We start from the raw sequence: 25367 nt of genomic DNA, 5'->3' as shown, positions 1-25367 counted from the left end.
GAGTCCAGCCCCTATCTCAAGGCCTGCGCTCGAAGTTCTTGGCCGCTGCTGCCGCCAGGTCCGGTGGCAGGAAGTCCTTGTCCGGGTTGTAGTCAGGTTTCAGGTAGCGCTTGAGGTCCTGCAGGTCTTGCGGGCTCAGGGTGCCGGCTGCCTGCTTCAGGCTCAGGTTGTCGAGGATGTAGTCGTAGCGGCTATTGTTGTAGTCGCGCACCGAGGTGTACAGCTGGCGCTGGGCATCAAGCACGTCGACGATGTTGCGGGTACCGACCTGGTAGCCGATTTCGGTGGCTTCCAGCGCGCTCTGGTTGGAAATGATCGACTGCTTGCGCGCCTGTACCTGTTCCACATCGGTGTTCACTGCGCGGTGCAGGTTGCGGGTGTTTTCCACGACCTGGCGGCGCAGGCTTTCACGCTGTTGCTCGCTCTGGCTCAGGCGCTGGTAAGCCTCGCGTACCTGCGAGCTGGTCAGGCCGCCGCTGTAGATCGGTATGTTCAGTTGCAGGCCAACGCTGGTCTGCTCGACATCGCCGCTGTAGCGCACCCCCAGTTGCGATGGGTTGGTGAAGCCAAGGCTGTCGTTGTCACCCTTCTGGTACTTGGCCACTGCGTCCAGGGTCGGTGCATGCCCGGCCTTGCGCTGACGCAGGGTCTCTTCTGCGGCAGAAACCGCGTAGTTGGTGGCCAGCAGGTTGAGGTTCTGGCGCCCGGCGGTTTCGACCCAGGCTTTGGCATCGTTGGGCGTTGGCACTTGTACCGGCAGGCTATGCACTACGCCTTGGATAGAGGTGTACTCACGGTTGGTCAGGGTCACCAGGGCCTCGAAGGCATCCTGCACCTGGCGTTCGGCGATGATCCGGTTAGCGCGTGCAGTGTCATAACTGGCTTGGGATTGCAGCACGTCGGTCTTGTCCGAAAGGCCCACGTCGAAACGCTCGTTGGACTGATCCAGCTGGCGCTTGAAAGCCGCTTCCTCTGCCTTGGTGGCGGCCAGGTTGTCCTGGGCGCGGAGGACGGCGAAGTAGTTTTGCGCGGTTTGCAGGATCAGGTTTTGCTCGGTCGCCGACAGCTCCAGTGCTGCCTGTTCGTTGACGGCTTCGGCGGCTTGCAACTGGAACCAGCGATCAGCGCGGAAGATGGGCTGGGCCAAAGTTGCGCTCCAGGAGTTGCCGCTGCGATTGGACGTCATGGACGGCTCGTCCAGCTTGGTGCGGGTGTTCATCATCTCGGCACCGGCCGACAGGTTTGGCAGCAACCCGGCGCGGGCCTGCGGCACCACTTCGCGGCGCGCCCCGTAATCGGCGCGTGCGGCAGCCAGGTCGGCGTTGTTGTCCACTGCCTCCTGGTAGACGCTGACCAGATCGGTCTTGACTGTCGAGGGCACGTCCGCTGCCCAGACCACTCCGTTGGACGCACAAGACACGGCTATCGCCAGTGAGAGTTTGCGCAGCATAGAGGCAATCCTTGTACGAAATTTAATTACTGAACTGTTGAGTATCGAGCGATGGGCCAGTGTAGTGCCATGCGCACCCGGCAACAATCGCTCGGTGTGCCTTTCATCATCCGCGCATTTACCTGCTTGGCTTTGCTGACCACTCCAGTCTAGACTGCGCATGTTCTTGTCGGGGTGCCTTGAAGCAAAGGCTGAGATCGCAGAGGTGCGGATCCCGTTGAACCTGATCAGGTTAGCGCCTGCGTAGGGAACAAGATTGCTCGCCTTCCCGGGGAGCCTCTTGTGCCAGGTCCGGGATTGTCACAGCTGCATACAGCTTCAGGCACCCCCATGTCCGGCACTGCACCCAAAGAGGGTGCGTCCGCGCGTTTCAGGTTCACCCCGACATTCCACTGCTAGGAAGCCGTCAGGAGAGCCTGTGATGACCAAACAAGAAAAAGCGATCAACCTCAGCGAATCGGCACAAGTCGATCAGCAGTCCGTGCAACCTTTTCCGCGTTCACGCAAGGTGTATGTCGAAGGCTCGCGCCCGGACATCCGTGTCCCCATGCGTGAAATCAGCCTGGATGACACCCCGACCGATTTCGGCGGCGAGTCCAACGCCCCGGTGCTGGTGTATGACACGTCTGGCCCGTACACCGACCCCGACGTGATCATCGACGTGCGCAAAGGCCTGGCCGATGTGCGATCGGCGTGGATCGAAGCCCGCGGTGACACCGAGCGCCTAGAAGGCCTGAGCTCCGACTTCGGTCAGCAGCGCCTGAACGATGCAGAGCTGGCCAAGCTGCGTTTCGCCCATGTGCGCAACCCGCGTCGTGCCAAGGCCGGCGCCAACGTCTCGCAGATGCACTATGCCCGTCAGGGCATCATCACCGCCGAAATGGAATACGTGGCCATCCGCGAAAACATGAAGCTGCAGGAGGCCCGCGCCGCCGGCCTGCTGAATGAGCAACATGCCGGCCACAGCTTCGGTGCCAACATCCCGAAAGAAATCACCCCTGAATTCGTTCGCCAGGAAATCGCCCGTGGCCGCGCGATCATTCCGGCCAACATCAACCACCCGGAAGTAGAGCCGATGATCATCGGTCGCAACTTCCTGGTGAAGATCAACGGCAACATCGGCAACAGCGCCCTGGGTTCCTCGATCGAGGAAGAGGTGGCCAAGCTGACCTGGGGCATCCGCTGGGGCTCGGACACGGTCATGGACCTGTCCACCGGCAAGCACATCCACGAAACCCGCGAGTGGATCATTCGCAACTCGCCGGTGCCGATCGGTACCGTGCCGATCTACCAGGCCCTGGAAAAGGTCAACGGCGTGGCAGAGGACCTGACCTGGGAACTGTTCCGCGACACCCTGATCGAGCAGGCCGAACAGGGCGTGGACTACTTCACCATTCACGCCGGTGTGCTGCTGCGCTATGTGCCCCTGACCGCCAAGCGGGTCACCGGCATCGTCAGCCGCGGTGGCTCGATCATGGCCAAGTGGTGCCTGGCGCACCACAAGGAAAACTTCCTGTACACCCACTTCGACGAAATCTGCGAAATCATGAAGGCCTACGACGTCAGCTTCTCGCTGGGCGACGGCCTGCGCCCTGGCTCGATTGCCGACGCCAACGACGCGGCGCAATTCGGTGAGCTGGAAACCCTCGGCGAGCTGACCAAGATTGCCTGGAAGCACGACGTGCAATGCATGATCGAAGGCCCCGGCCACGTGCCGATGCAATTGATCAAAGAGAACATGGACAAGCAGCTGGAGTGCTGCGACGAGGCGCCGTTCTACACCCTCGGCCCACTGACCACCGATATCGCGCCGGGTTACGACCACATCACCTCGGGCATTGGTGCGGCGATGATCGGCTGGTTCGGTTGCGCCATGCTCTGCTACGTAACGCCGAAGGAGCACCTGGGCCTGCCGAACAAGGACGACGTCAAGACCGGCATCATCACCTACAAGATCGCCGCGCATGCCGCCGACCTTGCCAAGGGCCACCCGGGTGCACAGATCCGCGACAACGCCTTGTCCAAGGCGCGTTTCGAGTTCCGTTGGGAAGACCAGTTCAACCTGGGCCTCGACCCGGACACCGCCCGTGCTTTCCATGACGAGACTCTGCCGAAGGAATCGGCCAAGGTCGCGCACTTCTGCTCGATGTGCGGGCCGAAGTTCTGCTCGATGAAGATCACCCAGGAAGTGCGTGAGTACGCTGCCAAGATCGAGGCCGTGGATGTGACGGTCGAGCAAGGCATGCGTGAGCAGGCCGAGCGGTTCCGCCAGGAAGGCAGCCAGCTGTACCACAAAGTCTAAACCGCAGCACCTTACCCTGTGGGAGCGGGCTTGCCCGCGAAGCAAGCACTGCGGTGCATGGCACCGGCTTTGCCGGTGTTCGCGGGCAAGCCCGCTCCCACAGGGTGGTGCATGCCACTCACCATCACTCCTGCGGACATGACCATGACATCACCCAGCCAGTTCTCTCCCGACCATCCAATCCCCATCCAGCAGCGCATTTTCGGTGCTCGCGACCTGTTTTCACTGTGGTTTTCCCTCGGCATTGGCCTGATGGTGCTGCAGGTCGGCGCCATGCTGGCGCCAGGCCTGGGCCTTGCTGGCGCCGTGCTGGCCATCGCCCTGGGCACCGGTGTCGGTGTGCTGTTGCTGGGTGCGGCGGGGGTTATCGGCAGCGACACCGGCCTGTCCGCCATGGGCACCCTGAAACTCAGCCTGGGCAGCCATGGCGCGCGCTTGCCGGCGCTGCTCAACTTGCTGCAACTGGTGGGTTGGGGCGCTTTCGAGATTATCGTCATGCGCGATGCTGCCAGCTTGCTGGGGGCGCGAGCGTTCGGTGAGGACAGTGCCTGGAACAGCCCCATGCTCTGGACGCTGTGCTTCGGTGCCCTGGCCACCCTGCTGGCCGTCAGCGGGCCACTGGCCTTCGTGCGCAAGGTGCTGCGCGCCTGGGGGATCTGGTTGTTGCTGGGCGCTTGCCTGTGGCTGACCTGGAACCTGTTCGCCAAGGCCGACCTGGCCGAACTGTGGAACCGTGCCGGGGATGGTTCGATGTCGCTGGCGGTTGGCTTCGATATCGTCATCGCCATGCCGCTGTCCTGGCTGCCGCTGATCGCTGACTACTCGCGCTTTGCCCGCAATGGCAAGCATGTGTTCGGCGGCACGGTCGTTGGCTACTTCATTGGCAACACCTGGCTGATGAGCCTGGGCGTGGCCTACACGCTGGCGTTCGCCGCCAGTGGCGAAGTCAATGCGCTGTTGCTGGCCCTGGCGGGCGCCGGTATGGGGATCCCGCTGCTGCTAATTCTGCTGGACGAGTCGGAAAAGGCCTTCGCCGACATCCACTCGGCGGCGGTTTCCACCGGTGTGCTTATACCGCTGAAGGTCGAGCACCTGGCGTTGGCCATCGGCGTGTTGTGCACCCTGATCGCCCTGTTGGCGCCACTGGCACAGTACGAAAACTTCCTGTTGCTGATCGGTTCGGTGTTCGCGCCGCTGTTCGGCGTGGTGCTGATGGACCACTACGTGGTCCGTCGACGCCGTCTGCCAGCGCAGGTCAATGGCTTGCACTGGCAGGCGTTGGTGGCCTGGTTTGCCGGGGCGGTGGCCTATCACCTGATTGCCGCCAAGGCGCCGGAACTGGGCGCTACCCTGCCCGCATTGCTGCTGGCAGGTGTGCTGCATGGGCTGCTAAGCCTCAGCCGCGGCCGGGAAACAGTTCAGGCTTGAGTACGCCATTCAGGCGCGGGTAGGGGATCTTCAGTTCCACGTGGCCCATGGAATAGGGCGCGATGGCATAGACCTCGTACTTGACCACTACCGCGCCGTACGTCAGGGCGACGTGCGGCGATTTCTTGAACGGCCAGGTCTTGACGAACTCGGCATCCTTGTCCATTCCCACACTCATCAGCCAGGCACGGTGCGATTCTTCGACGGTTTTCCAGAAGGTGTCTTCCTGGCCGGGCACCAGCATGTCCTGCAGGGTCAGCACCTTGTCCAGCTTGCGTGAATAGTTGATGAAGCCGCGCCCGGGCATGCCGTGGGCGCCACCGCTGTCCAGGTAGCTGGACAACTCGATGATCACCAGCCCGTCATGCTGCTCGCGTACCTTGGCTTGCAAGTAGCTGCTGTTACGTTTGTCGGCACTGGCCAGATATTGCTGTTCGTAGGCCTGCAGGGTGGCTGGTGCGGTGCCATGCTGATTGTCTTCGGTCAGTTGCAGCAGGCGTTTTTCGACGATGCCGTCGAGCTTGGGCAGGGCCGGGAAGTGGATCATGTCGATGTTCACCAGCGGGCAGTCGCTCTCGCTGCAGCCGGGTTTGACATGCTCCCAGGCGTCGCGCTTGACCTCGAGCGGGGCCCGGTAGTTGGGCGTGAACAGGCTCTGGCAGGCGCACAGCGCGAGCGCCAGCACGGCCACGGAAGTCAGTTTGACAAGTGTCATGATGATCCTTGCAGAACAGGGAAAAGTCGGCCTTTGACCGTCTGCGCGGCCTTCAGTTCGCCACTAAGCTAACAGAGTGAAGGGCTGCTGTCCCGAGTGCGCCAGCGGTTGCTGGAAAGGGGTGAAACCAACAGGCGTGCGGAGTAGGATGGCGCGAAGCAGTATTCGAGGTAATGAGGATTTCCATGTCAGACGCGTTGAACGCCGTGCCCAAGGGCTTCGAAATCATCGAGCGGGCCAATTGCTTCCAGGGCTTTTACAAGCTCGACAAGTTACGCCTGCGCCACGAGCTATTTGCCGGGGGCATGGGGCGCGAGATCAGTCGCGAACTGTTTGTGCGCCACGATGCGGTATGCGTGCTGCCGTACGACCCTGCGCGCGATGAAGTGGTGCTGATCGAACAGTTTCGCGTGGGCGCCCTGGACAAGGTCGCCAACCCTTGGCTGATCGAGATGGTTGCCGGGCTGATCGACAAAGACGAGCAGCCCGAGGAAGTCGCCCATCGCGAGGCTGAAGAAGAAGCCGGCCTGACCTTCAGCGCCCTGTGGCCGATGACCCGCTACTTCCCGTCGCCTGGCGGCAGTGACGAATACGTTCATCTGTTCCTCGGCCGTTGCAGCAGCGAGGGCGCGGGAGGGCTGCATGGCCTGGAGGAAGAGGGCGAAGACATTCGCGTACGCGTGTGGGCGTTCGAGGATGCCCTGCAGGCAGTGCGCGACGGGCGCATCTGCAATGCGGCCACCATCATTGGCCTGCAATGGCTGGCGCTGAACCGTGACGAAGTAAGAGGTATGTGGAAGTGAACCTGCTGCGCGAGCGCTATCGAGTTGACCTGGTCGGGCTGCAGGCAGCCTGCGAGGCCAACTATGCCCGGCTGATGCGCTTGTTGCCCGACATGCGCACCACCCAGAGCTCGCGCCGCATCGGCATGACCCAGGGTGACCAGATGCTTGGCGTGCTGGTGCTCGACGTGGTGCTGGCCTGCCCGTATACCACCACCCTGCATGTGCGCCAGGAACACAGCCTGCCGTGGTTGCCAGTGCCACACCTGGAAGTGCAGGTGTATCACGATGCGCGCATGGCCGAAGTGGTCAGCGCCGAACACACCCGGCGCCTGCGCAGCATCTACCCGTATCCGAACGATGCCATGCACCAGCCGGACGAAAAGGCCCAGCTCAACCTGTTCCTGGGTGAATGGCTTAGCCACTGCCTGGCCTGCGGCCACGAACTGGCAAGTGTTCGCTGAATTGTGACGTGAGTCGGTTGCGGGTGTTTGCTCGTCACCGTCGCACAGCCATAATTCCCGCTGAATCCATTCGAGGAGATGGCCGTTGTCGCCGCCAGACCAATCCCGCCCCGTGCATGTGGTGCAACTGACCGATGCCCACCTGTTCGCCGACCCGGCTGGCAGCATGCTGGGCCTCAAGACCCGAGACAGCCTGCGCCACGTGGTGGCCCAGGTGCGGCGCGAGCAGACGCTTGTCGACTTGCTGCTGTGCACGGGCGACCTTTCCCAGGATGCCAGCGTGGCTTCCTATGAAGCGTTTCGTGAGCTGACCGCACCGTTTGCCGTGCCCACGCGCTGGCTGCCGGGCAACCATGACGAGGCTCAGGTGATGGCGCAGGTGGCGCCGGAGCTGGTGCAGGCAGTGACTGATATCGGCGCGTGGCGGGTGGTCATGCTCAACACCGCCGTGCAGGGTGCTACCCACGGGTTTCTGCAAGATGACCAGCTGGCCTTACTGGAAGCCGCCTTGAAAGAGGCCGGCGAGCGGCATTGCCTGGTGTGCTTCCACCATCAGCCAGTGGATATCGGCTGCGCCTGGATCGCGCCGATCGGCTTGCGCAATGCCCAGGCGCTGTTCGATATCGTTGAAGGATATCCACAGGTGCGGGCTTTGTTATGGGGGCATGTGCATCAGGAATGGGATGAGGTCCGAGAGGGGCGGCGCCTGCTGGCCACGCCGTCGACCTGCATTCAGTTCGCGGCGCGCAGCGAAGACTTCCAGGTGAGCGAAGAGCATCCGGGGTACCGCTGGTTGCGCCTGCATGCCGACGGGCGGCTGGAGACCGGGGTGGAGCGGGCGCTGGATTTCGAGGTGCAGCTCGACTTCGACAGCCCAGGGTATTGAGCAGGCCACGTCAGCCTGCCGGAAATGTATTGCGAAATCCGTGGCACTGCGTCAAAACCCGGCGAACGCGCTACACTGCGCGTCCCTGCGCCCGCATTACCAGGCGCGAAGCCACAGATTCCGGGGGCAGCATGTCGGGTTCCATCCTCTATATCCATGGCTTCAACAGCTCGCCGCTTTCGACCAAGGCGCGTCAGCTGGAGGCAGTCATGCAGCAGCTCGGCCTGGCCGACCAGCTGCGAGTGCCGGCCCTGCACCACCACCCACGGCAAGCCATGGTCCAGCTCGAAGCGGCCATCGCCGAACTGGGGGCGCCACTGCTGGTGGGCAGTTCGCTCGGCGGCTACTATGCCACCCATCTAGCCGAGCGCCATGGCCTCAAGGCCCTGCTGGTCAACCCGGCGGTAACCCCGCACAAGCATTTCGACGGTTACCTGGGCACCCAGCGCAATCATTACAGCGGTGAAACCTGGGAGCTGACCCACGATCACGTGCAGGCCCTGGCCGAGCTGGAAGTCGCGGCCCCGGCCGATGCCGACCGCTATCAAGTGTGGCTGCAGACCGCCGATGAAACCCTGGACTATCGACACGCCGAGCGCTATTACCGTGCTTGTGCCCTGCGTATCCAGGCCGGTGGCGACCACAGCTTCCAGGGCTTTGCCGAGCGCCTGCCGGCGCTGCTGGCCTTCGCTGGCATTGCCCGTGGGCAGTATGCGGCGCTCGATTTTTCTGTATTTTGACTTTTTTGCATTCACCAGACTGACGACGAGACCCTATGGCCAATCCCAGCGCTAGCGCCTATAACGCAGACGCCATCGAAGTCCTCTCGGGCCTTGATCCGGTCCGCAAGCGGCCGGGCATGTACACCGATACCAGCCGCCCCAACCACCTGGCCCAGGAAGTCATCGACAACAGTGTCGACGAAGCACTGGCCGGCCACGCGCGTTCGGTGCAGGTCATCCTGCATGCCGACCACTCGCTGGAAGTCAGCGACGACGGCCGCGGCATGCCGGTGGACATCCATCCGGAAGAGGGCGTGTCCGGGGTCGAGCTGATCCTCACCAAGCTGCACGCCGGCGGCAAGTTCTCCAACAAGAACTATCAGTTTTCCGGTGGCCTGCACGGGGTGGGCATCTCGGTGGTCAACGCCTTGTCGACGCAGGTGCGCGTGCGCGTCAAACGTGACGGCAACGAATACCAGATGACCTTTGCCGATGGCTTCAAGGCCAGCGAGCTGGAAGTGGTCGGCTCGGTCGGCAAGCGCAACACCGGCACCAGCGTGTACTTCAGCCCCGACCCGAAGTACTTCGACTCGCCCAAGTTCTCCATCAGCCGCCTCAAGCACGTGCTCAAGGCCAAGGCGGTACTGTGCCCGGGGCTGCTGGTCAGCTTCGAGGACAAGGCCAGCGGCGAAAAGGTGGAATGGCACTACGAGGATGGCCTGCGCTCCTACCTGGTCGACTCGGTCAACGAATTCCAGCGCCTGCCCGACGAGCCGTTCTGTGGCAGCCTGGCGGGTAACAAGGAAGCGGTTGACTGGGCTTTGCTGTGGCTGCCCGAAGGCGGCGACAGCATTCAGGAAAGCTACGTCAACCTGATCCCCACCGCCCAGGGCGGCACCCACGTCAACGGCCTGCGCCAAGGCCTGCTGGATGCCATGCGTGAGTTCTGCGAGTTCCGCAACTTGCTGCCGCGCGGGGTGAAGCTGGCACCGGAAGACGTTTGGGAGCGCATCACCTTCGTACTGTCGATGAAGATGCAGGACCCGCAGTTCTCCGGGCAGACCAAAGAGCGCCTGTCATCGCGCGAGGCCGCCGCGTTCGTCTCCGGTGTGGTCAAGGATGCTTTCAGCCTGTGGCTCAACGCCCACCCCGAGCTGGGCATGCAACTGGCAGAACTGGCCATCAGCAACGCCGGTCGCCGCCTCAAGGCCAGCAAGAAGGTCGAGCGCAAGCGCATCACCCAGGGCCCGGCATTGCCCGGCAAGCTGGCCGATTGTGCGGGCCAGGACCCGATGCGTGCCGAGTTGTTCCTCGTCGAGGGTGACTCGGCCGGTGGTTCGGCCAAGCAGGCGCGGGACAAGGAATTCCAGGCTATCCTGCCGCTGCGCGGCAAGATCCTCAACACCTGGGAAGTGGACGGGGGCGAAGTCCTGGCCAGCCAGGAAGTGCACAACATTGCCGTGGCCATTGGCGTCGATCCGGGTGCAACCGACCTTGCACAGCTGCGCTATGGCAAGATCTGCATCCTCGCCGACGCTGACTCCGATGGTCTGCACATCGCCACATTGCTGTGTGCGCTGTTCGTTCAACACTTCCGGACACTGGTCGAGGCTGGGCATGTTTACGTGGCCATGCCGCCCCTGTACCGCATCGACCTGGGCAAGGAAATCTACTACGCGCTCGATGAAGCCGAGCGTGACGGCATCCTCGACCGCCTGGTGGCCGAGAAGAAGCGCGGCAAGCCGCAGGTAACACGCTTCAAGGGCCTGGGCGAGATGAACCCGCCGCAGTTGCGCGAAACCACCATGGACCCGAACACCCGGCGCCTGGTGCAACTGACCCTGGACGACGTAGAGGCCACCTGCGAGCTGATGGACAAGCTGCTGGCCAAAAAGCGCGCCGGTGACCGCAAGAGTTGGCTGGAAACCAAGGGCAACCTGGCCGAGGTCATGGTTTGATTCGGCAAGTACTTGCCGTTTGCCTGGCGCTGGTTGCCCTGCCTTGTCTGGCGGGCAACTGGCCAGAGCTGAAGATGACAGCCGAGCACCCGATCGACGGTATGCGCGGTGGCAACCTGTCGGGGCTGGTGGAATGCCGGGGTGGGTTGTGGGGCGTGTCCGACCGTGACGACGACCGTATCTACCGCTTCGATCAGCAGAACCCCACCTGGCGCGCGCAGCCGCTTACCTTCACCCCGCCGGCTGTCCCGGAAAGCGGCCTGCCATGGGGGTTGAAGTCGCGCAACTGGGCGGCATCGTACATTCGCGGTGGCGAGCTGGATTTCGAAGGTATCACCTGTGATCAGGCGGGTAACCTCTATCTGGTCAGCGAAGCGCATGCCGCAGTGCTGCAATTGCCGCTGGAAGGCGAGCCGGACTGGTTGCGGATCGACTCGGCCATGGTGCGCCAGGCCCGGGCAAGCGGCATGCTGCTGAACTTCAATGCCCTGTTCGAAGGTTTGGCGATCAACCCGGCGGGTGACCGCCTGTGGCTGGCTGCCGAGCGTGAGCGCCGTGGCCTGGTGGCCATCGAGCGCCAGCAGTCGGTCTGGACCTGCGGGCGTGGTTGCGTGCTGCTGAGCGAGGCGGGGGTCGAAATGCAACCCGCGCAGATGCCCAATGCCAGGGCCCTGTCGCGCGACTTCGCTGACCTGGCCTGGTTCGAGGGCAAGCTGTTTACCCTCGAACGTAACGCCTACCGGGTGTGCCGACGTGATGTCGACAGTGGCAAGGTCGAGCGTTGCTGGTCGTTCGCTGCTGATGCGCTGGTCGAGTCACGGCGCTACGCGCAGCCGTTTGGCCTGGCCGAAGCACTGGTGATCGATGCCAAGGGCGCCTGGATTGGCCTGGACAACAACAACGGCGCCCGTGCCGATGGTGAAACCCGCCCGGTCGTCTGGCGCTTCGACGCACCTGAAGGCGGCTGGAGCGCCAAACCATGAGCCAGGCGCCGGGCAAGCGCGCGGGCAAGTTACTGATGATCGTCGCCTGGGCGGCGGCGCTGTTTCTTGCCACGCGTTTTTTCGGCCAGTGGGAAGACAGCCAGCGTAACCCCAACCGCCAGGTGCAATCCGAGCATGGGCAAGGCTTTATCGAAGTGCGCCTGCTGAGTAATGGCCAGGGCCACTTCGTGGTGGATGGTGCCATCAACGGCCAGGTGGTGCATTTCATGCTCGACACCGGCGCCACCGACGTGGCGATCCCGGAGGCGTTGGCTCATGAACTGAGCCTGGAGCGCGGTAGCCCGGTGCTACTGAGCACCGCCAATGGCCGTACCGAAGGCTATCGCACGCGCCTGACCAGCCTGCAACTGGGCGATATCCGCCTGCAGAACGTACGCGCCATCGTGGTGCCAGGCCTGGATGGGTCCACCGTACTGCTGGGCATGAGTGCCCTGCAACAACTTGAATTTACCCAGCGCGGTGGCACCATGCTGCTGCGCCAGAACCTGAAATAATGACGAGGCCCGCATGAGCGACTCACTGGAACTCAGCCTGGACGGCGTAGAACGCCGCTCGCTGGCTGACTTCACCGAACAGGCCTACCTCAACTACTCCATGTACGTGATCATGGACCGTGCCTTGCCGCATATCGGCGACGGCCTGAAGCCGGTGCAGCGCCGCATCGTCTACGCCATGAGCGAGTTGGGGCTCGATGCCGATGCCAAGCACAAGAAGTCGGCACGTACCGTCGGTGACGTGCTCGGCAAGTTCCATCCCCATGGCGATTCGGCCTGCTACGAGGCCATGGTGCTGATGGCGCAGCCGTTCAGCTACCGCTATACCCTGGTCGATGGCCAGGGCAACTGGGGTGCGCCGGATGATCCGAAGTCGTTCGCCGCCATGCGCTACACCGAGGCGCGGCTGTCGCGTTACGCTGAAGTGCTGCTCAGCGAAGTCGGCCAGGGCACTGTGGACTGGGTGCCGAACTTCGATGGCACGTTGCAGGAACCGGCCGTGCTGCCCGCGCGCCTGCCCAACATCCTGCTCAACGGTACCACCGGTATCGCCGTGGGCATGGCCACCGACGTACCGCCGCACAACCTGCGAGAGGTGGCCAGTGCCTGTGTGCGACTGCTCGATGAGCCCAAGGCAACCATTGAGCAGTTGTGCGAGCACATCCAGGGGCCGGATTACCCTACCGAGGCAGAGATCGTCACGCCGCGGGCTGAAATTCTCAAGATGTACGAAAGCGGCCGCGGCTCGATCCGCATGCGCGCCGTGTACCGCGTCGAGGATGGCGACATCGTCGTCACTGCGCTGCCGCACCAGGTCTCCGGGGCCAAAGTGCTGGAGCAGATTGCCGCGCAGATGCAGGCCAAGAAGCTGCCGATGGTCGCCGACCTGCGCGACGAGTCGGACCACGAGAACCCGTGCCGTATCGTCATCATCCCGCGATCCAACCGCGTCGATGTCGACGAGCTGATGCAGCACCTGTTCGCTACCACCGACCTGGAAAGCACCTACCGGGTCAACGTGAATATCATCGGCCTGGACGGCCGGCCGCAGTTGAAAAACCTGCGAACCCTATTGGTGGAGTGGCTGGAGTTCCGCACCAATACCGTTCGTCGCCGCCTGCAGCACCGTCTGGATAAGGTCGAGAGGCGCCTGCACCTGTTGGACGGTTTGCTCACCGCATTCCTCAACCTGGATGAAGTGATCCACATCATCCGTACTGAGGAATACCCCAAGCAGGCCCTGATCGAACGTTTCGAGCTGACCGAAATCCAGGCCGACTACATCCTCGAGACCCGCCTGCGGCAGTTGGCGCGCCTGGAAGAGATGAAGATCCGCGGTGAGCAGGATGAGTTGCTGAAGGAGCAAGCCAAGCTGCAGGCCTTGCTGGGGAGCGAGGCCAAACTGCGCAAGCTGGTGCGCAGCGAGCTGATCAAGGATGCCGAAACCTATGGCGATGATCGTCGCTCGCCGATCGTAGCGCGTGCCGAAGCCAAGGCCCTGTCGGAAAACGAGCTGATGCCGACCGAGCCCGTCACCGTGGTGCTGTCGGAGAAGGGCTGGGTGCGCTGCGCCAAGGGCCACGATATTGACGCCACTGGCCTTTCCTACAAGGCCGGCGACGGCTTCAAGGCTGCTGCGGCCGGGCGTTCAAACCAGTTTGCCGTGCTTATCGATTCCACCGGTCGCAGCTACTCGCTGGCCGCCCACAGCCTGCCATCGGCGCGTGGCCAGGGCGAGCCGCTGACTGGCCGTCTGACGCCGCCACCGGGGGCGACTTTCGAATGTGTGTTGTTGCCTGACGACGATGCGCTGTACGTGGTGGCTTCGGATGCCGGTTACGGCTTCGTGGTCAAGGGTGAAGACCTGCAGGCCAAGAACAAGGCCGGCAAAGGCCTGCTCAGCTTGCCCAACGGGGCCAAGGTCATGACCCCGCGTCCAGTGGCCGATCGCGAGCAGGACTGGTTGGCGGCAGTGACCACCGAAGGCCGCCTGCTGGTGTTCAAGGTCAGCGACTTGCCACAGCTGGGTAAAGGCAAGGGCAACAAGATCATTGGCGTGCCGGGTGACCGGGTGGCCAGCCGTGAAGAATTTGTTACCGATCTGGCCGTGATTCCCGAAGGCGCGACCCTTGTATTGCAGGCCGGCAAGCGTACCCTGTCTTTGAAGGCGGACGACCTGGAGCACTACAAGGGCGAGCGCGGTCGGCGCGGCAGCAAGCTGCCACGCGGGTTCCAGCGTGTCGATGGGTTGCAGGTGGAAGTGCCGACATAACCGGTTGTAATGTCTGGAACGGCAATTTCAACGCCGTTTCGGGCAGAAATGCTGGAGTCGGACGGTTATTTCGCGGATGATATGCCCCTTGCGGTGCCGGCGTGGCCGTGTGCCCGTTTGAATATACATGTATCACTGCGGTGTGCCTTGTGGCAGCCGCCTGGATGGGATGATGAAATTTCTGCGCCTTCCATTTGCGCTGTTGATGACTGGCCTGCTGGGCCTTGGCGGGTGCACCATGCATCAGCCGGTTGCCCTGTATCAGCTCGACAGTGGTGATCCTGGCCAGCCGTCGCAGAGTGCGGGCATGGCCGTGGTACTCGGCCCGGTATCGGTGGCCGATTACCTTCAGCGTGAGACATTCCTGCAGCGTCAACCTGATGGCAGCCTGAGCGCGGCGACCGACGGTCGTTGGGCTGGCAGCCTTTCATCGGATATCGACCAGCTGCTGGTGCGTCAACTGGCCTGGCGTCTGGACAGCCAACGCGTAGTACTGGCCCCGGCGACCGCAGGCTTCAGCCCGGACGTACAAGTGCTGTTGTCGATTACACGCCTGGATTCTGGCAAGAACCAGCCGGCCATCCTGGATGCCCAGTGGCGTCTGCTTGACCGCCGTGGCCATGTGCGTGACAACCGTATCATCCACCTCGAGCAGCAGCACGAGGGCAGTGAGTCGTCGCAGGTGCAGGCTCAGGGCCAACTGCTGCAGAAGCTGGCCGAACAGCTGAGCACGGCGGTGAAGCCGCTGGCCAACCAGCCGGCGATTGCCGAAGAGGCACCGAAAAAGCCCGCTGCACCGACGCAGGTGAAGAAGGGGCCGGAGAAACCCAAAATCCCGATGGCCTCGCCGATTCGCACCGATATGGAAGTTTATCGGTTCTGATCAAACGGCCAGATACGACAAAGCCCGCATTCGCTGCGGGCTTTTTTGTATCTGCTGGTCTTCGTAGGAGCGGGTTTACCCGCGAAGAGGCGGGCCCTGCTGGCCAATTACCACCCGCCGTTCACCGTTGCCGCCGCTACCGTATTCGCGGGTAAACCCGCTCCTACGCAGATTGGTGGTGGACACACATCGGGGGTTGGGCACAGGTCGCCGTGTAGGAGCGGGTTTACCCGCGAAGAGGCCGGCCCTGCTGGCCAATTTCTACCCGCCGTTCACCGTTGCCGCCGCTACCGTATTCGCGGGTAAACCCGCTCCTACCGGGGGTTTGCGCTATTGGCTGGATCTTGCGCCAGGCAGGTGATCGCAAGGAAACCAGCCTGGCTCAAAACATGCGCTGTAGATGTGCGTCTACCTGTCAGGCGCGGTGCTCATGCATGCGCGCCAGTTGCCGTTCCAGCATTGACGGGTAGGGCTCCATCAGTCGCTCCACACAGCAGGCGCCTTCGGGGCTGGCGATCGGGCGAATACGTGCACGTTGGCGGATCAGGGCGTCATCGTTGATCTGCCGCTCCACCAGCAACAGGTTGCGGCTGTGCTGCGACAACGCCAGGGCATCCTGGACCTTCTCGGCCATCAGCAGGTCAACCAGTTCCAGCCCATGCAGGTCGTTGCCCAAGACCAAGCCTAGCTGCAGTTGCAGGGTAATGCCGCTGTCAGCTACCTCGATCTGCAGGGCGTGGCCCAGGGCGCGCAACAGTTCGCCACAGCAAATGGCGTTGGTCAGGTAGTCCTCGCCACACTCGCGGCTGTGGAACAGCACCAGGGTGCTGCCGTCGTTCAGCGTGTGCGTTTCGCCGTCGTAGAGCGAGGCCGCGTGCTCCAGGCAATCACGGTAGCGCTCGGTCAGCTCGGCCAGGCGTGTGCGTGGCAGGCGACGCAGTTGCTCCTGCGAGCCCAGCTGCACGGCAAGCACGGCGCTGTACTGCGGCTCGTCGGACTCGACCTCTGCGGCGGCTTTGGGGGCAGTGTCGTCGTCCAGCAGGCCGGCGAAGGCTTCGTCGTCATCCTCGTCTTCCAGGGCAACCTTGGCGCGCGGTGCGGCCTTGGGTGCCGGGGCAGCTGCGTGCAGGTCGTCGAACTGCTCGTCGTCTTCTTCCTCGGGCTCCGGCTCCGGGGGCGGAGGCGGGGCCAGGCGTGCATGCAGCTGGCGGGCGATGTCGCCAATCTCGTCCTGGCGGTCGGTGGCCGGGGTATAGGGCTGCGGGTCGCGCAGCCATACCCGTAGCTGCAGCAGTGGCAGGGTGATGAAGCGACCCTGACGCAAGCTGAGGGCCAAGGCCAGGGTAAGCAGGATGGCGGCCAGAATGCCCATGCTCTGCAGGCTGATCAGCATCGGCTGCTGGAACTGGCTCATGTCCAGACTTATGCGCAGCTGCCCGGCCGTCACGTCCTGGAACGTGATTTTGGTCTGGTACAGGCCTTCGGCCTCGCCCAGCAGGCTGTTGCGCGGGCGCTGGCCAGCTTCGGCGAGGATGCGGTTATCCACGCTGTAGATTGCCGCATGGGCCACCAGCGGGTTTTTAACCAGGTTGCCCAGTAGCACGTTGAGGCTGAGGATGTCGTTGGACACCAGCAGCTCGGTGGCCGATGTTGCAGTCTGGGTGGTCAGGCTCTGGCCCAAGGCATCGGCCTGCTCATGCATGGCCTGCTTGAACTGCAGGCCCATCACGCAGGCGTAGATCACCAGCGCCAGCGCCACCAGGAAAATGTTGGTGCAGGCGATGCGCAGTGCCAGCGGCACGCGACGTTGACTCAGGGCGCGATAGATCATCAGGAAGAAATTGTCTGGTTTGACTGGCGTGGGCCGGTTCACAGAGCTCGGCTCTTAATGGCATGAAAGTGGGGGGAGTATAGCGAGCCGGGTTTTGTCGGCAAAGTATCGTTGGCGCCCGATGGTCATGGAAAATCGGTAGAATGCGCATTTTTCATCGAAGTCGGAGCCAGGTTGTGCGCGAAATCGTCCTGATCAACATCACCGGTGAGGACCGTCCCGGTCTCACTGCGGCTATCACCGGCGTCCTGCTGCAGGGCGGTGTGAGTATCCTCGACATCGGCCTGGCGGTCATGCACGGCACCTTGTCGTTTGGCATCCTGGTCGACATCCCGGACAACGAAGTGGCTACCGCGCTGTTGCAAAGCGTGCAGGCCAAAGCCCACGAACTGAACCTGCAGGCCCGTTACACGCCGATTTCCGAGGCGGACTACCAGCATTGGGCCGATGGGCATGGCGAAGCGCGCCACATCGTTACCCTGCTCAGCCGCAAGATCACACCCGAGCAGCTGCAGCGGGTGAGTGCGGTGATCAGCCAGTACGGCCTGACCATCGAGCGTATCGAGCGCCTGTCGGCCCGGGTGGCACTGGATGCCGAAATCGACAAGGGCAAGGCAGCCGTCGAGATCTCCGTGCGCGGCGTGCCGAGCGATGCCCAGGCCCTGCGTGCCGACTTCTTTGCCCTGGCTGAAGAGCTGAGCGTCGACATCGCCTTCCAGAAGGACGATCTGTTCCGCCGCAACCGCCGCCTGGCGGTGTTCGACATGGACTCCACGCTGATCGAGGCCGAAGTCATCGACGAACTGGCCAAGGCGGCGGGTGTGGGGGAGCAGGTGGCGGCGATCACCGAGCGCGCCATGCGCGGTGAACTGGACTTCCGCGCCAGCTTCAAAGAGCGCATGGCACTGCTCAAGGGCCTGGATGTGGGGGTGCTGGACGAGATCGGGGCATCGCTGCGCCTGACCGAGGGTGCCGAGAACCTGTTTGCCGAGCTCAAGCGCCTGGGATACAAGACCGCGATTCTGTCCGGTGGCTTTACCTACTTCGCCCGTCAGGTGCAGGCGCGCCTGGGTATCGACTATGTGTTCGCCAACGAGCTTGAAGTGGTTGATGGCAAGGTGACCGGCGTGGCTGTTGAGCCGATTGTCGATGCCCAGCGCAAGGCCGATTTGTTGAAGAAGCTGGCCAGTGACGAAGGCTTGCAACTGGAGCAGACCATCGCCGTGGGCGATGGCGCCAATGACCTGCCGATGCTGTCGCTGGCCGGGTTGGGCGTGGCGTTTCGTGCCAAGCCGCTGGTGCGCCAGTCGGCCAAGCAGGCGATTTCCACCTTGGGGCTGGACGGGGTGCTGTACCTGCTGGGCCTGCGTGATCGCGACGCCCGCGGCTGATCCGTGAATCCGGGGCCGCAAGGCGGCCCAACGAAAAAGGCCCTGCATATGCAGGGCCTTTTCATATGGCTCGAATCAAGCCTGCGCAGGCGCCGCCAGCTGCTGCCCCATGCGAACTGCAGAGCCCGCACCCAGGCTCTCAGCCCACTTCACCTGCTCTGGCCCGAACAGCACGATGGCGGTCGAACCCAGCTTGAAGCGGCCTAGTTCGGCACCTTTCTCCAGGTGGATCGGCGTGCGGCTGGCTTCGTCGTAACGGAAGGTCTTCAGCTCACGTTTGGGCGGCGTGACCAGCCCGGCCCATACCGTTTCGATCGAGGCGACGATCATCGCGCCGACCAGTACCACAGCCATTGGCCCACGCTCTGTATCGAACAGGCAGACCACGCGCTCGTTGCGAGCGAACAGCTCGGGAACATTCTCTGCGGTGGTCTGGTTGACCGAGAACAGGCGGCCCGGCACATAGACCATTTCGCGCAGGGTGCCGGCCAGCGGCATGTGCACGCGGTGGTAGTCCTTGGGCGACAGGTAGATGGTGGCAAACTCGCCGCCCATGAACGGCGCGGCCATGGCCGGATCACCGCCCAGCAGCTCTTGCGCGCTGAAACCGTGGCCTTTGGCCTGGAAGATACGGCCGTGCTCGATCGGACCGAGCTGGCTGACCGCACCGTCGGCCGGGCACAGGATGGCGCCCGGGGTTTCGTCCAGCGGACGGGCACCAGGTTTCAGGGCGCGGGTGAAGAACGCATTGAAGTGCTCGTAAGCGCTCAGGTCTTCGACCAGAGCCTCGCTCATGTTGACCTGGTAGCGCTTGGCGAACCATGCGGTGAAGGCGTTCTTGAACCAGCGCACGCGGCACTCGGCGATGCAGCCGGCCAGCCGCGACAGCAGGTGGTGCGGCAGCAGGTACTGGCTGATGATGAACAGACGGGATTTCATGCAGGTTCCTTAGACTTCTACAGGCGTGTCCGGGTGGTTGCCCCATTCGCTCCACGAGCCGGCGTAGGCCTTGACGCGTGGGTAGCCGAGGGCCTTGGCCACCAGGTAAGTGAAACCGGAGCGGCGGTGGGTCTGGCAGTGGGTGATCACCTCCTTGTCAGGGGTGATGCCCAGTTGCTCGAGGACTTGTTTGATGTCCTGGCGAATGCGCAGGTGGTCGTTGAGGTCCATGCCGGCGGTCCACTCGAAGTTGATCGCGCCGGGGATGTGGCCGCCTTTGGCTGCCAGCACTTTTTCGCCGCTGAATTCCTGCGGGCCGCGTGCGTCCCAGATGACCAGGTCATCGGCGCCCAGGCGGCTTTGCAGGTACTCGCGGGTGGCAGTGGGTGCGCTGTCTATGTGCAGGTGCACCGGGGCGTTGCCAATGGCAGGCACTTCGGTGGACAGTTTGTCTGCCGGCCAGGCCTGGATACCGCCATTGAGGTAGTGGTAGCGCTTGTGGCCGATGACATCGAGCAGCCAGATGAAGCGCCCGGCCCAGCCGCCGCCTTCATCGTCGTACACCACATACACGGCATCGGCGCGGTGGCCGAGTTCGCTGAACAGTTTTTCGAGCTCGCCCAGGGCTGGCAGCAGGCCGGGCGCCGGGGGCTGGCCGAGCTGGGTGCGCTTGCCTTCGACAAAGCGCGCGCCGGGGATATGCCCGCTGACATAGCGGTTGGCGCTGCTCAGGTCGACCAGGATCAGCTGCGGCGAATCCAGGCGTGGCAGCAGGTCTGCAGCTTCGATCACCAGGGGCAGGCTGGAAAAGTCGGTCATCCACGGTCTCCAGTGTGGAAAGAGGGGCGATTGTAGCGCAAGGCTCAACCCTTGCGGTTGGTAAACACCGACAAGGCCCGCTCGATGCATTGCGCGGTCTTGCCGAAGGCTTGCACGCTGATATCGGCCAAAGGCCGGCAGCCCTGGTCGGCCACCAGCAGCATCAGCACCTGGTCGTTGGCTGCCAGCGAGCGAAGCAGTACATGTTCGCTGCGGAACAAGGTGCGCAGCGGGGCGGGCAACAGCGCCGAGAACTGGCTGTGGTTTTCCGGTGTGATGCGCAGCTGCCCGGCCTGACTCAGCAGCTTTTGCAGCAGCTTGTTCTGCGATACCTGCAGGGCCAGGGCACCGGCCTCCTTGGGCAGGCCGGCAATTTGCTGCACGCGCAGGTAGTCGCTGGCCTTGTCCAGGCTAAGCAGCATGATGCGTTGCATGCCGCAGGCCAGCAGGGCTTCTTGGGCCTGGGTAGCCAGGTGCACGGCGTTGGTGAACGGGCTGGGTTGGGCCAGCAGGTGCTGGCACAATGTGCGCCAGCGTGCCAGGTCGTCGCTGCTGGGCGGTGGCGGGGCCAGCATGTCCGGGTGAGGGCGGCGTTGGTGCCACGGCCAGATCAAGGCCTCGGCCGGGTGGAACAGGGCGTGCCGGGCGTGGCGGCGGGCGCTGGCGGCCGCCTGCTGGTGCACCTGCTGCTGCACGTCTTCCAGCGAGGTTTGCAGGTACAGCGCGGTCAGCAGTTGCCAGCGCAGCAGGTGCGGGTTGTCCCAGCCGACCTGTGCCGCCAGGGCCAGGTTGTTGGCCAGCAGTACGGTATTGGCCGGCTGGTTGAACCAGCGCCGCAGGCCGGGCTCGGCGTCCATGCGGTGCTGCTGGCTGAGCAGGTCTTCGTCGCGGGCGATATTCAGCACCTGGGCCAGTTGCTCGCGCTCTTCCAGCAGCAGGCGATAACCCTGAGTGACCCACTGGGGCAGGCGCCAATACTCGGCCATGGTCTGGCACAGCGCCATGATGCGCACGCCAAACAGTTCTTCCTCGACGTGGGCGGCGTCTTCACCTTTGTGGATAACCCGCAGCTCCCAGGTGTCGAGCAGCTTGGGGTAGGCCAGTGCCAGTGGCCAGAGTGGCGACAGGAACAGCAGGCTGCCCCAGTGAATCTCTTGCCACAGCCGTGCCAGGCGGCTGGCGAACAGGCCGCTGGCCTGCTGTGCCGCATGCTGGCTGATCATCTGGAACTGGCACAGTACCGGCGGAATTTCCTCCACGGGCAGCGCCGGCAGGCGTTTGAGAAGCTGCTCGCTGCGCTCCAGGCCCAGGCGGTTGAGAGCAACCTCCAGGCTTTCGGCGGGTTCGGCGAGGCTGGCATTGGTGGGGTGATTGGCTTCGCGCATCACTGACAGCACCAGTGCCGGGCTATCCTGCATCAGTTCGGCGATGTCGCGCAGCGAGCGGCGGCTATCGTGGATGGCAGCCATGACCCGGTCGTAGCTGTGCTTCGGCACGGGGATGCGAACACTCTCGAGCAGCTTTACCCAGGCCTCTAGCGTACGCGGGGCCTGAGTGGGCACCTTGGTTTCAATTGGCATTTTGACATCAGTCCGAACTGGCTTTTCGCATTGAGTGGCTATAGTCTGGCGCAGTTCTGCCGATAAGTAGAAGAAGAGTTTTAAAGCTCCCGTCTCTTCCCCTGACCACGACAGCAAGTGCTTTGAACCTATGGCTAAAATTATCGGCATCATCGTCGTATTCGCGAGCGTGCTCGGCGGCTACGTGCTCTCCCACGGCAAGATCGCAGCGCTGATCCAGCCGTTCGAAGTACTGATCATCGGCGGTGCGGCCTTTGGTGCATTCCTGCAGGCCAACCCTGGCCACATGACCATGCACGTCATCAAGAAGTCGATGAAGATGTTCGGCTCGCGCTTCAGCCATGCCTTCTACCTGGAGGTGCTGGGCCTCGTTTACGAAATCCTCAACAAGAGCCGTCGCGAAGGCATGATGGCCATCGAGGCCGACATCGAGGACGCCGCTGCCAGCCCGATCTTCGCCAAGTACCCGACGGTACTGGCCGATGAGCGCATGACCGCGTTCGTCTGCGACTACCTGCGCATCATGTCCACCGGCAACATGGCCCCGCACGAGCTCGAGGGCCTGTTCGACATGGAACTGCTGAGCATGAAAGAAGAGCTGGAGCACCCGTCCCACGCGGTGACCGGCATCGCCGACGGTATGCCCGGCTTCGGTATCGTTGCGGCGGTACTGGGTATCGTGGTGACCATGGCCTCGCTGGGCGATGGCGATCAGGCGGCCATCGGCATGCACGTAGGTGCGGCGCTGGTGGGTACCTTCTTCGGTATTCTGGCGGCTTACGGTTTCTTCGGCCCTTTGGCCAAGTGCCTGGAGCACGATGCCAAGGAAGAACTGAACCTCTACGAATCGATCAAGGCTTCGCTGGTGGCCTCGGCGTCGGGCATGCCACCTTCGCTGGCGGTCGAGTTCGGGCGCAAGGTGCTGTACCCCAAGCACCGCCCAAGCTTCGCCGAACTGGAACAAGCGGTTCGCGGTCGCTGAGTCATGGAGAACAATCAGCCCATCATCGTCAAGCGCGTCAAGCGCTTTGGCGGCGGCCACCATGGTGGCGCCTGGAAAATCGCCTTTGCCGACTTCGCCACGGCGATGATGGCGTTCTTCCTGGTGCTGTGGCTGTTGTCCACGGCCACGCCTGAGCAGAAGATCGCCATTGCCGGCTACTTCCAGGACCCTATCGGTTTCTCCGAGAGTGGCACGCCTTATGTCATCGACCTGGGTGGTTCACCGGAGATGGCGCCGGACAAAACCATCAATCCGGAAGTGAAGACCGAGCCGACGCAGCAGTCCCCCACTCAGCTGAGCAAGGACCAGGTCGAGACCATGGCCGAGCAGGTCGAGCGCGAGCGTCTGGAGCTGCTGCTGCAGGAACTGCAGAACAAGGTGGAAGAGAACCCGCAGCTGCAGAAGTTCAAGGACCAGATCCTGTTCGAGATCACCCAGGACGGCCTGCGCATCCAGATCATGGATGCCGAGAACCGACCGATGTTCGACATCGGTAGCGCGCGCCTGCAGCCCTACTTCGAAGATATCCTGTTGGCCATGGCCGACACCATCAAGGCGGTGCCGAACAAGATCAGCATCAGCGGCCATACCGATGCCAAGCCGTATGCCGGCACTGGCGAGTACGGTAACTGGGAGCTGTCGGCCAACCGAGCCAACGCCGCGCGGCGCGCCCTGGTGGCGGGTGGTTACCCGGATGGCCAGGTGGCACGGGTGGTGGGGTACGCCTCGTCGTCACTGTTCGACCGCAAAGACCCGTTCAACCCGGTCAACCGCCGTATCGACATCATCGTGCTGACCAAGAAAGCCCAGCGCAATATCGAAGGTGAGCAGGGTGCGCCGGAAACACCGCCAGCTGCGCCAACTGCTCCTGCAGCGCCAGCCAGTGGTGCAGCGCCAGGGGCTTCGGCACCGGCTGCCCCAGGGGCAACTGAACAGCCACCGATGCAACCGCGCGAGCTGCGCCAGAAGCTGAACATCTTTGAAGATGGCACGCTGAAGATGGATGAAGCCAAGGAGCAGTAAGCGGCTTTTCTGTGTGGGCACCTGTGCTACCCAACACCTGAACGTTGGCGCGATCACTGTAGGAGCGGGTTTACCCGCGAAGCCTCCAGCGCGGTGAATGGCACCGGCGTTGCCGGTGTTCGCGGCTAAAGCCGCTCCTACATACGCATCGGTGATTGGGCGCAGGCCGTCGTAGGAGCGGGTTCACCCGCGAAAGGGCCGGACCTGCTGGCCAATTTCCACCCGCCGTTCACCGTTGCAGTCGCCACCGTATTCGCGGGTAAACCCGCTCCTACAAGGGATCGCGGCAACTTTCAATTCGAGCGTTTCAGTAGCTGTCTTCTGCCAGGCTGGCGATGATCGAGCGGTAGCTGTTCATGCGCTGCGGCTTGATGCGCCCCTCTTCCAGTGCCTTGAGCAGCGCGCAGCCCGGTTCGCGGTCATGCTTGCAGTCGCGGAAGCGGCAGGTGCCGAACAGGTCGCGGAACTCGATGAAGCCATCCTCCACGTCGTCGCGGCTGACATGGCCAAGGCCGAACTCGCGGATACCCGGCGAGTCGATCAGGTCGCCGCCGTTGGGGAAGTGGTACAGCCGCGCCGTGGTGGTGGTGTGGGTACCCTGGCCTGACCATTCCGACAAGTCGCCGACGCGGGTGCCGGCGTCTGGCAGCAGGCTGTTGACCAGCGACGACTTGCCCACCCCCGACTGGCCGACGAACACGCTGATATGGCCGTCGAGTTGCTGCTGCAGGCGCTGCATGCCATCGCCGTGGTGTGCCGAAACTTCCAGCAGCGGGTAGCCCAGTTCGCGGTAGACCTCCAGCAGCGCATGCAGGCCGGGGCCGTTCTCGTCGTTGATCAGGTCGGCTTTGTTCAGCAGCAGCAGCGGGCGCAGGCCGGCGTGCTCGGCTGCTACCAGATAGCGGTCGATCAGGTTCGGGTGCGGCTCCGGCGCCGGGGCGAACACGATCACGATCAGGTCGACGTTGGCTGCCACCGGCTTGAGTTGACCATGATTGTTCGGCCGGCACAGCTCGGTGCTGCGCGGCATCTGCGCCACGATCACGCCGATGCCCTGGTTACCCGCACGCCACACGACACGGTCGCCGGTGACCAGTGCTGGCAGGTTGGCGCGCAAATGGCAGCGGAACACCTGGCCTGCGGTTTCGCCATCCTGAGCTTCAACTTCTACCTGCACGCCGAAGTGCGCGATCACCAGGCCCAGTTGCTCCGGCCCCAGGTCGCCACCTTCCAGTTCCTGCAGTGCATGCTGCTCGCGTTTGGCCGCGCGAGCGGCGCGCTCGCCCTGGATTTTTTCGATCCGCCAGTTTTGGCGGCGATTGAGCTGGCGTTTGGCCATGAAGGTACCGTAAGAGAGGCCCGGCGTGGGGCATTGAAAACGGCAGGCAGTTTAGCACGCCCGCCGCTGGACTATTCTGCTC

General features: G+C 63.2%; 21 protein-coding genes and 1 riboswitch. Of the genes, 14 read left to right on the top strand and 7 right to left on the bottom strand.

Going from position 1 to position 25367, the window contains the following annotated elements:
- Positions 1-16: 16 nt before the first annotated feature.
- On the bottom strand, positions 17-1450 hold the full coding sequence (locus PRJ_RS24945; protein WP_021783855.1) for a TolC family outer membrane protein: 1434 nt from the start codon (positions 1448-1450) through the stop codon (positions 17-19).
- Between the two features lie 160 nt (positions 1451-1610).
- A riboswitch (TPP riboswitch) is annotated at positions 1611-1717 on the top strand.
- A 154-nt stretch (positions 1718-1871) separates the two neighbouring features.
- On the opposite strand from PRJ_RS24945, the gene thiC reads away from it, so the two are divergent.
- Positions 1872-3752: a phosphomethylpyrimidine synthase ThiC gene (gene thiC / locus PRJ_RS24940; RefSeq protein ID WP_003249473.1), complete on the top strand. Its 1881-nt coding sequence runs from the start codon at positions 1872-1874 to the stop codon at positions 3750-3752.
- Positions 3753-3896: 144 nt separating this feature from the next.
- Positions 3897-5180 carry a putative hydroxymethylpyrimidine transporter CytX gene (cytX, locus tag PRJ_RS24930; RefSeq protein ID WP_104962656.1) on the top strand — a complete coding sequence of 428 codons (1284 nt, stop codon included), beginning with the start codon at positions 3897-3899 and terminating at the stop codon, positions 5178-5180.
- On the opposite strand, the gene PRJ_RS24925 is transcribed toward cytX, so the two are convergent.
- The gene (locus PRJ_RS24925) at positions 5149-5895 is read right to left on the bottom strand and encodes an RsiV family protein (RefSeq protein ID WP_104962655.1); all 747 of its coding nucleotides are present in this window, start codon (positions 5893-5895) and stop codon (positions 5149-5151) included. The two genes, cytX and PRJ_RS24925, sit on opposite strands and share 32 nt — an antisense overlap.
- 185 nt (positions 5896-6080) lie before the next feature.
- Here PRJ_RS24925 and PRJ_RS24920 point away from each other — a divergent pair, with 185 nt between their 5' ends.
- From PRJ_RS24920 to PRJ_RS24880, 9 genes are all read left to right on the top strand, one after another.
- A complete protein-coding gene (locus PRJ_RS24920) occupies positions 6081-6698 on the top strand; it encodes an NUDIX domain-containing protein (protein ID WP_003249478.1) in 618 nt (205 codons plus the stop codon).
- Positions 6689-7141, top strand: coding sequence for a DUF1249 domain-containing protein (locus PRJ_RS24915; RefSeq protein ID WP_003249480.1), 453 nt, complete (start codon positions 6689-6691; stop codon positions 7139-7141). The genes PRJ_RS24920 and PRJ_RS24915 overlap by 10 nt, the downstream gene beginning before the upstream one ends.
- A gap of 85 nt (positions 7142-7226) precedes the next feature.
- On the top strand, positions 7227-8027 hold the full coding sequence (gene cpdA / locus PRJ_RS24910) for a 3',5'-cyclic-AMP phosphodiesterase (protein ID WP_104962654.1): 801 nt from the start codon (positions 7227-7229) through the stop codon (positions 8025-8027).
- 131 nt (positions 8028-8158) lie between these two features.
- Positions 8159-8767 carry a YqiA/YcfP family alpha/beta fold hydrolase gene (locus PRJ_RS24905; protein ID WP_003249484.1) on the top strand — a complete coding sequence of 203 codons (609 nt, stop codon included), beginning with the start codon at positions 8159-8161 and terminating at the stop codon, positions 8765-8767.
- Between the two features lie 35 nt (positions 8768-8802).
- On the top strand, positions 8803-10707 hold the full coding sequence (gene parE, locus PRJ_RS24900) for a DNA topoisomerase IV subunit B (RefSeq protein WP_010955497.1): 1905 nt from the start codon (positions 8803-8805) through the stop codon (positions 10705-10707).
- Positions 10704-11690, top strand: a complete 987-nt coding sequence (locus PRJ_RS24895) for an esterase-like activity of phytase family protein (RefSeq protein WP_104962653.1) — start codon at positions 10704-10706, stop codon at positions 11688-11690. The genes parE and PRJ_RS24895 overlap by 4 nt, the downstream gene beginning before the upstream one ends.
- Positions 11687-12205 (top strand): TIGR02281 family clan AA aspartic protease, encoded by a 519-nt coding sequence (locus PRJ_RS24890; RefSeq protein ID WP_010955495.1) that lies wholly within the window; start codon positions 11687-11689, stop codon positions 12203-12205. Before PRJ_RS24895 ends, PRJ_RS24890 begins: the two co-directional genes overlap by 4 nt.
- A 13-nt stretch (positions 12206-12218) precedes the next feature.
- Entirely contained in the window at positions 12219-14477 is a 2259-nt protein-coding gene (gene parC, locus PRJ_RS24885; protein WP_104962652.1) for a DNA topoisomerase IV subunit A, read from the top strand.
- Between the two features lie 172 nt (positions 14478-14649).
- Positions 14650-15360, top strand: a complete 711-nt coding sequence (locus PRJ_RS24880; RefSeq protein ID WP_019437569.1) for a membrane integrity-associated transporter subunit PqiC — start codon at positions 14650-14652, stop codon at positions 15358-15360.
- Between the two features lie 415 nt (positions 15361-15775).
- Here the strand turns inward: PRJ_RS24880 and PRJ_RS24875 are convergent, their stop codons facing one another.
- Positions 15776-17233 (bottom strand): AhpA/YtjB family protein, encoded by a 1458-nt coding sequence (locus PRJ_RS24875; protein ID WP_104962651.1) that lies wholly within the window; start codon positions 17231-17233, stop codon positions 15776-15778.
- Between the two features lie 134 nt (positions 17234-17367).
- Here PRJ_RS24875 and serB point away from each other — a divergent pair, with 134 nt between their 5' ends.
- Positions 17368-18582: a phosphoserine phosphatase SerB gene (gene serB, locus PRJ_RS24870; RefSeq protein ID WP_019437570.1), complete on the top strand. Its 1215-nt coding sequence runs from the start codon at positions 17368-17370 to the stop codon at positions 18580-18582.
- A gap of 75 nt (positions 18583-18657) precedes the next feature.
- Here the strand turns inward: serB and asd are convergent, their stop codons facing one another.
- Genes asd through PRJ_RS24855 form a run of 3 tightly spaced genes read right to left on the bottom strand, consistent with a single transcriptional unit; the run spans position 18658 to position 21920 of the window.
- Positions 18658-19521, bottom strand: a complete 864-nt coding sequence (asd, locus tag PRJ_RS24865) for an archaetidylserine decarboxylase (protein WP_010955490.1) — start codon at positions 19519-19521, stop codon at positions 18658-18660.
- Positions 19522-19530: 9 nt separating this feature from the next.
- Positions 19531-20340: a rhodanese-like domain-containing protein gene (locus PRJ_RS24860; protein WP_104962650.1), complete on the bottom strand. Its 810-nt coding sequence runs from the start codon at positions 20338-20340 to the stop codon at positions 19531-19533.
- Between the two features lie 44 nt (positions 20341-20384).
- Entirely contained in the window at positions 20385-21920 is a 1536-nt protein-coding gene (locus PRJ_RS24855) for an HDOD domain-containing protein (RefSeq protein WP_010955488.1), read from the bottom strand.
- A 130-nt stretch (positions 21921-22050) separates the two neighbouring features.
- Here PRJ_RS24855 and motA point away from each other — a divergent pair, with 130 nt between their 5' ends.
- Together motA and motB are read left to right on the top strand one after the other, a co-directional pair.
- Positions 22051-22902, top strand: a complete 852-nt coding sequence (motA, locus tag PRJ_RS24850) for a flagellar motor stator protein MotA (RefSeq protein ID WP_003249507.1) — start codon at positions 22051-22053, stop codon at positions 22900-22902.
- A gap of 3 nt (positions 22903-22905) precedes the next feature.
- The gene (gene motB, locus PRJ_RS24845; protein WP_104962649.1) at positions 22906-23946 is read left to right on the top strand and encodes a flagellar motor protein MotB; all 1041 of its coding nucleotides are present in this window, start codon (positions 22906-22908) and stop codon (positions 23944-23946) included.
- A 307-nt stretch (positions 23947-24253) separates the two neighbouring features.
- Here motB and rsgA read toward each other — a convergent pair whose 3' ends face one another.
- Positions 24254-25285 carry a small ribosomal subunit biogenesis GTPase RsgA gene (gene rsgA / locus PRJ_RS24840; protein ID WP_003249512.1) on the bottom strand — a complete coding sequence of 344 codons (1032 nt, stop codon included), beginning with the start codon at positions 25283-25285 and terminating at the stop codon, positions 24254-24256.
- Positions 25286-25367 lie beyond the last annotated feature (82 nt).

This window comes from Pseudomonas sp. XWY-1 (genome assembly GCF_002953115.1).
In the GTDB taxonomy this organism is placed as follows: domain Bacteria; phylum Pseudomonadota; class Gammaproteobacteria; order Pseudomonadales; family Pseudomonadaceae; genus Aquipseudomonas; species Aquipseudomonas alloputida.
Note: the sequence above shows the minus strand (reverse complement) of the source record. Positions and strands in the feature narration are given on the sequence as shown.

Coding starts and splice junctions, on each gene's coding strand:
- PRJ_RS24905 (WP_003249484.1), top strand. CDS start 8,159: ATGTCGGGTTCCATCCTCTATATCCATGGCTTCAACAGCTCGCCGCTT.
- parE (WP_010955497.1), top strand. CDS start 8,803: ATGGCCAATCCCAGCGCTAGCGCCTATAACGCAGACGCCATCGAAGTC.
- motA (WP_003249507.1), top strand. CDS start 22,051: ATGGCTAAAATTATCGGCATCATCGTCGTATTCGCGAGCGTGCTCGGC.
- PRJ_RS24920 (WP_003249478.1), top strand. CDS start 6,081: ATGTCAGACGCGTTGAACGCCGTGCCCAAGGGCTTCGAAATCATCGAG.
- rsgA (WP_003249512.1), bottom strand. CDS start 25,285: ATGGCCAAACGCCAGCTCAATCGCCGCCAAAACTGGCGGATCGAAAAA.
- PRJ_RS24945 (WP_021783855.1), bottom strand. CDS start 1,450: ATGCTGCGCAAACTCTCACTGGCGATAGCCGTGTCTTGTGCGTCCAAC.
- PRJ_RS24890 (WP_010955495.1), top strand. CDS start 11,687: ATGAGCCAGGCGCCGGGCAAGCGCGCGGGCAAGTTACTGATGATCGTC.
- PRJ_RS24860 (WP_104962650.1), bottom strand. CDS start 20,340: ATGACCGACTTTTCCAGCCTGCCCCTGGTGATCGAAGCTGCAGACCTG.
- motB (WP_104962649.1), top strand. CDS start 22,906: ATGGAGAACAATCAGCCCATCATCGTCAAGCGCGTCAAGCGCTTTGGC.
- PRJ_RS24880 (WP_019437569.1), top strand. CDS start 14,650: ATGAAATTTCTGCGCCTTCCATTTGCGCTGTTGATGACTGGCCTGCTG.
- thiC (WP_003249473.1), top strand. CDS start 1,872: ATGACCAAACAAGAAAAAGCGATCAACCTCAGCGAATCGGCACAAGTC.
- PRJ_RS24925 (WP_104962655.1), bottom strand. CDS start 5,895: ATGACACTTGTCAAACTGACTTCCGTGGCCGTGCTGGCGCTCGCGCTG.
- PRJ_RS24855 (WP_010955488.1), bottom strand. CDS start 21,920: ATGCCAATTGAAACCAAGGTGCCCACTCAGGCCCCGCGTACGCTAGAG.
- cytX (WP_104962656.1), top strand. CDS start 3,897: ATGACATCACCCAGCCAGTTCTCTCCCGACCATCCAATCCCCATCCAG.
- asd (WP_010955490.1), bottom strand. CDS start 19,521: ATGAAATCCCGTCTGTTCATCATCAGCCAGTACCTGCTGCCGCACCAC.
- parC (WP_104962652.1), top strand. CDS start 12,219: ATGAGCGACTCACTGGAACTCAGCCTGGACGGCGTAGAACGCCGCTCG.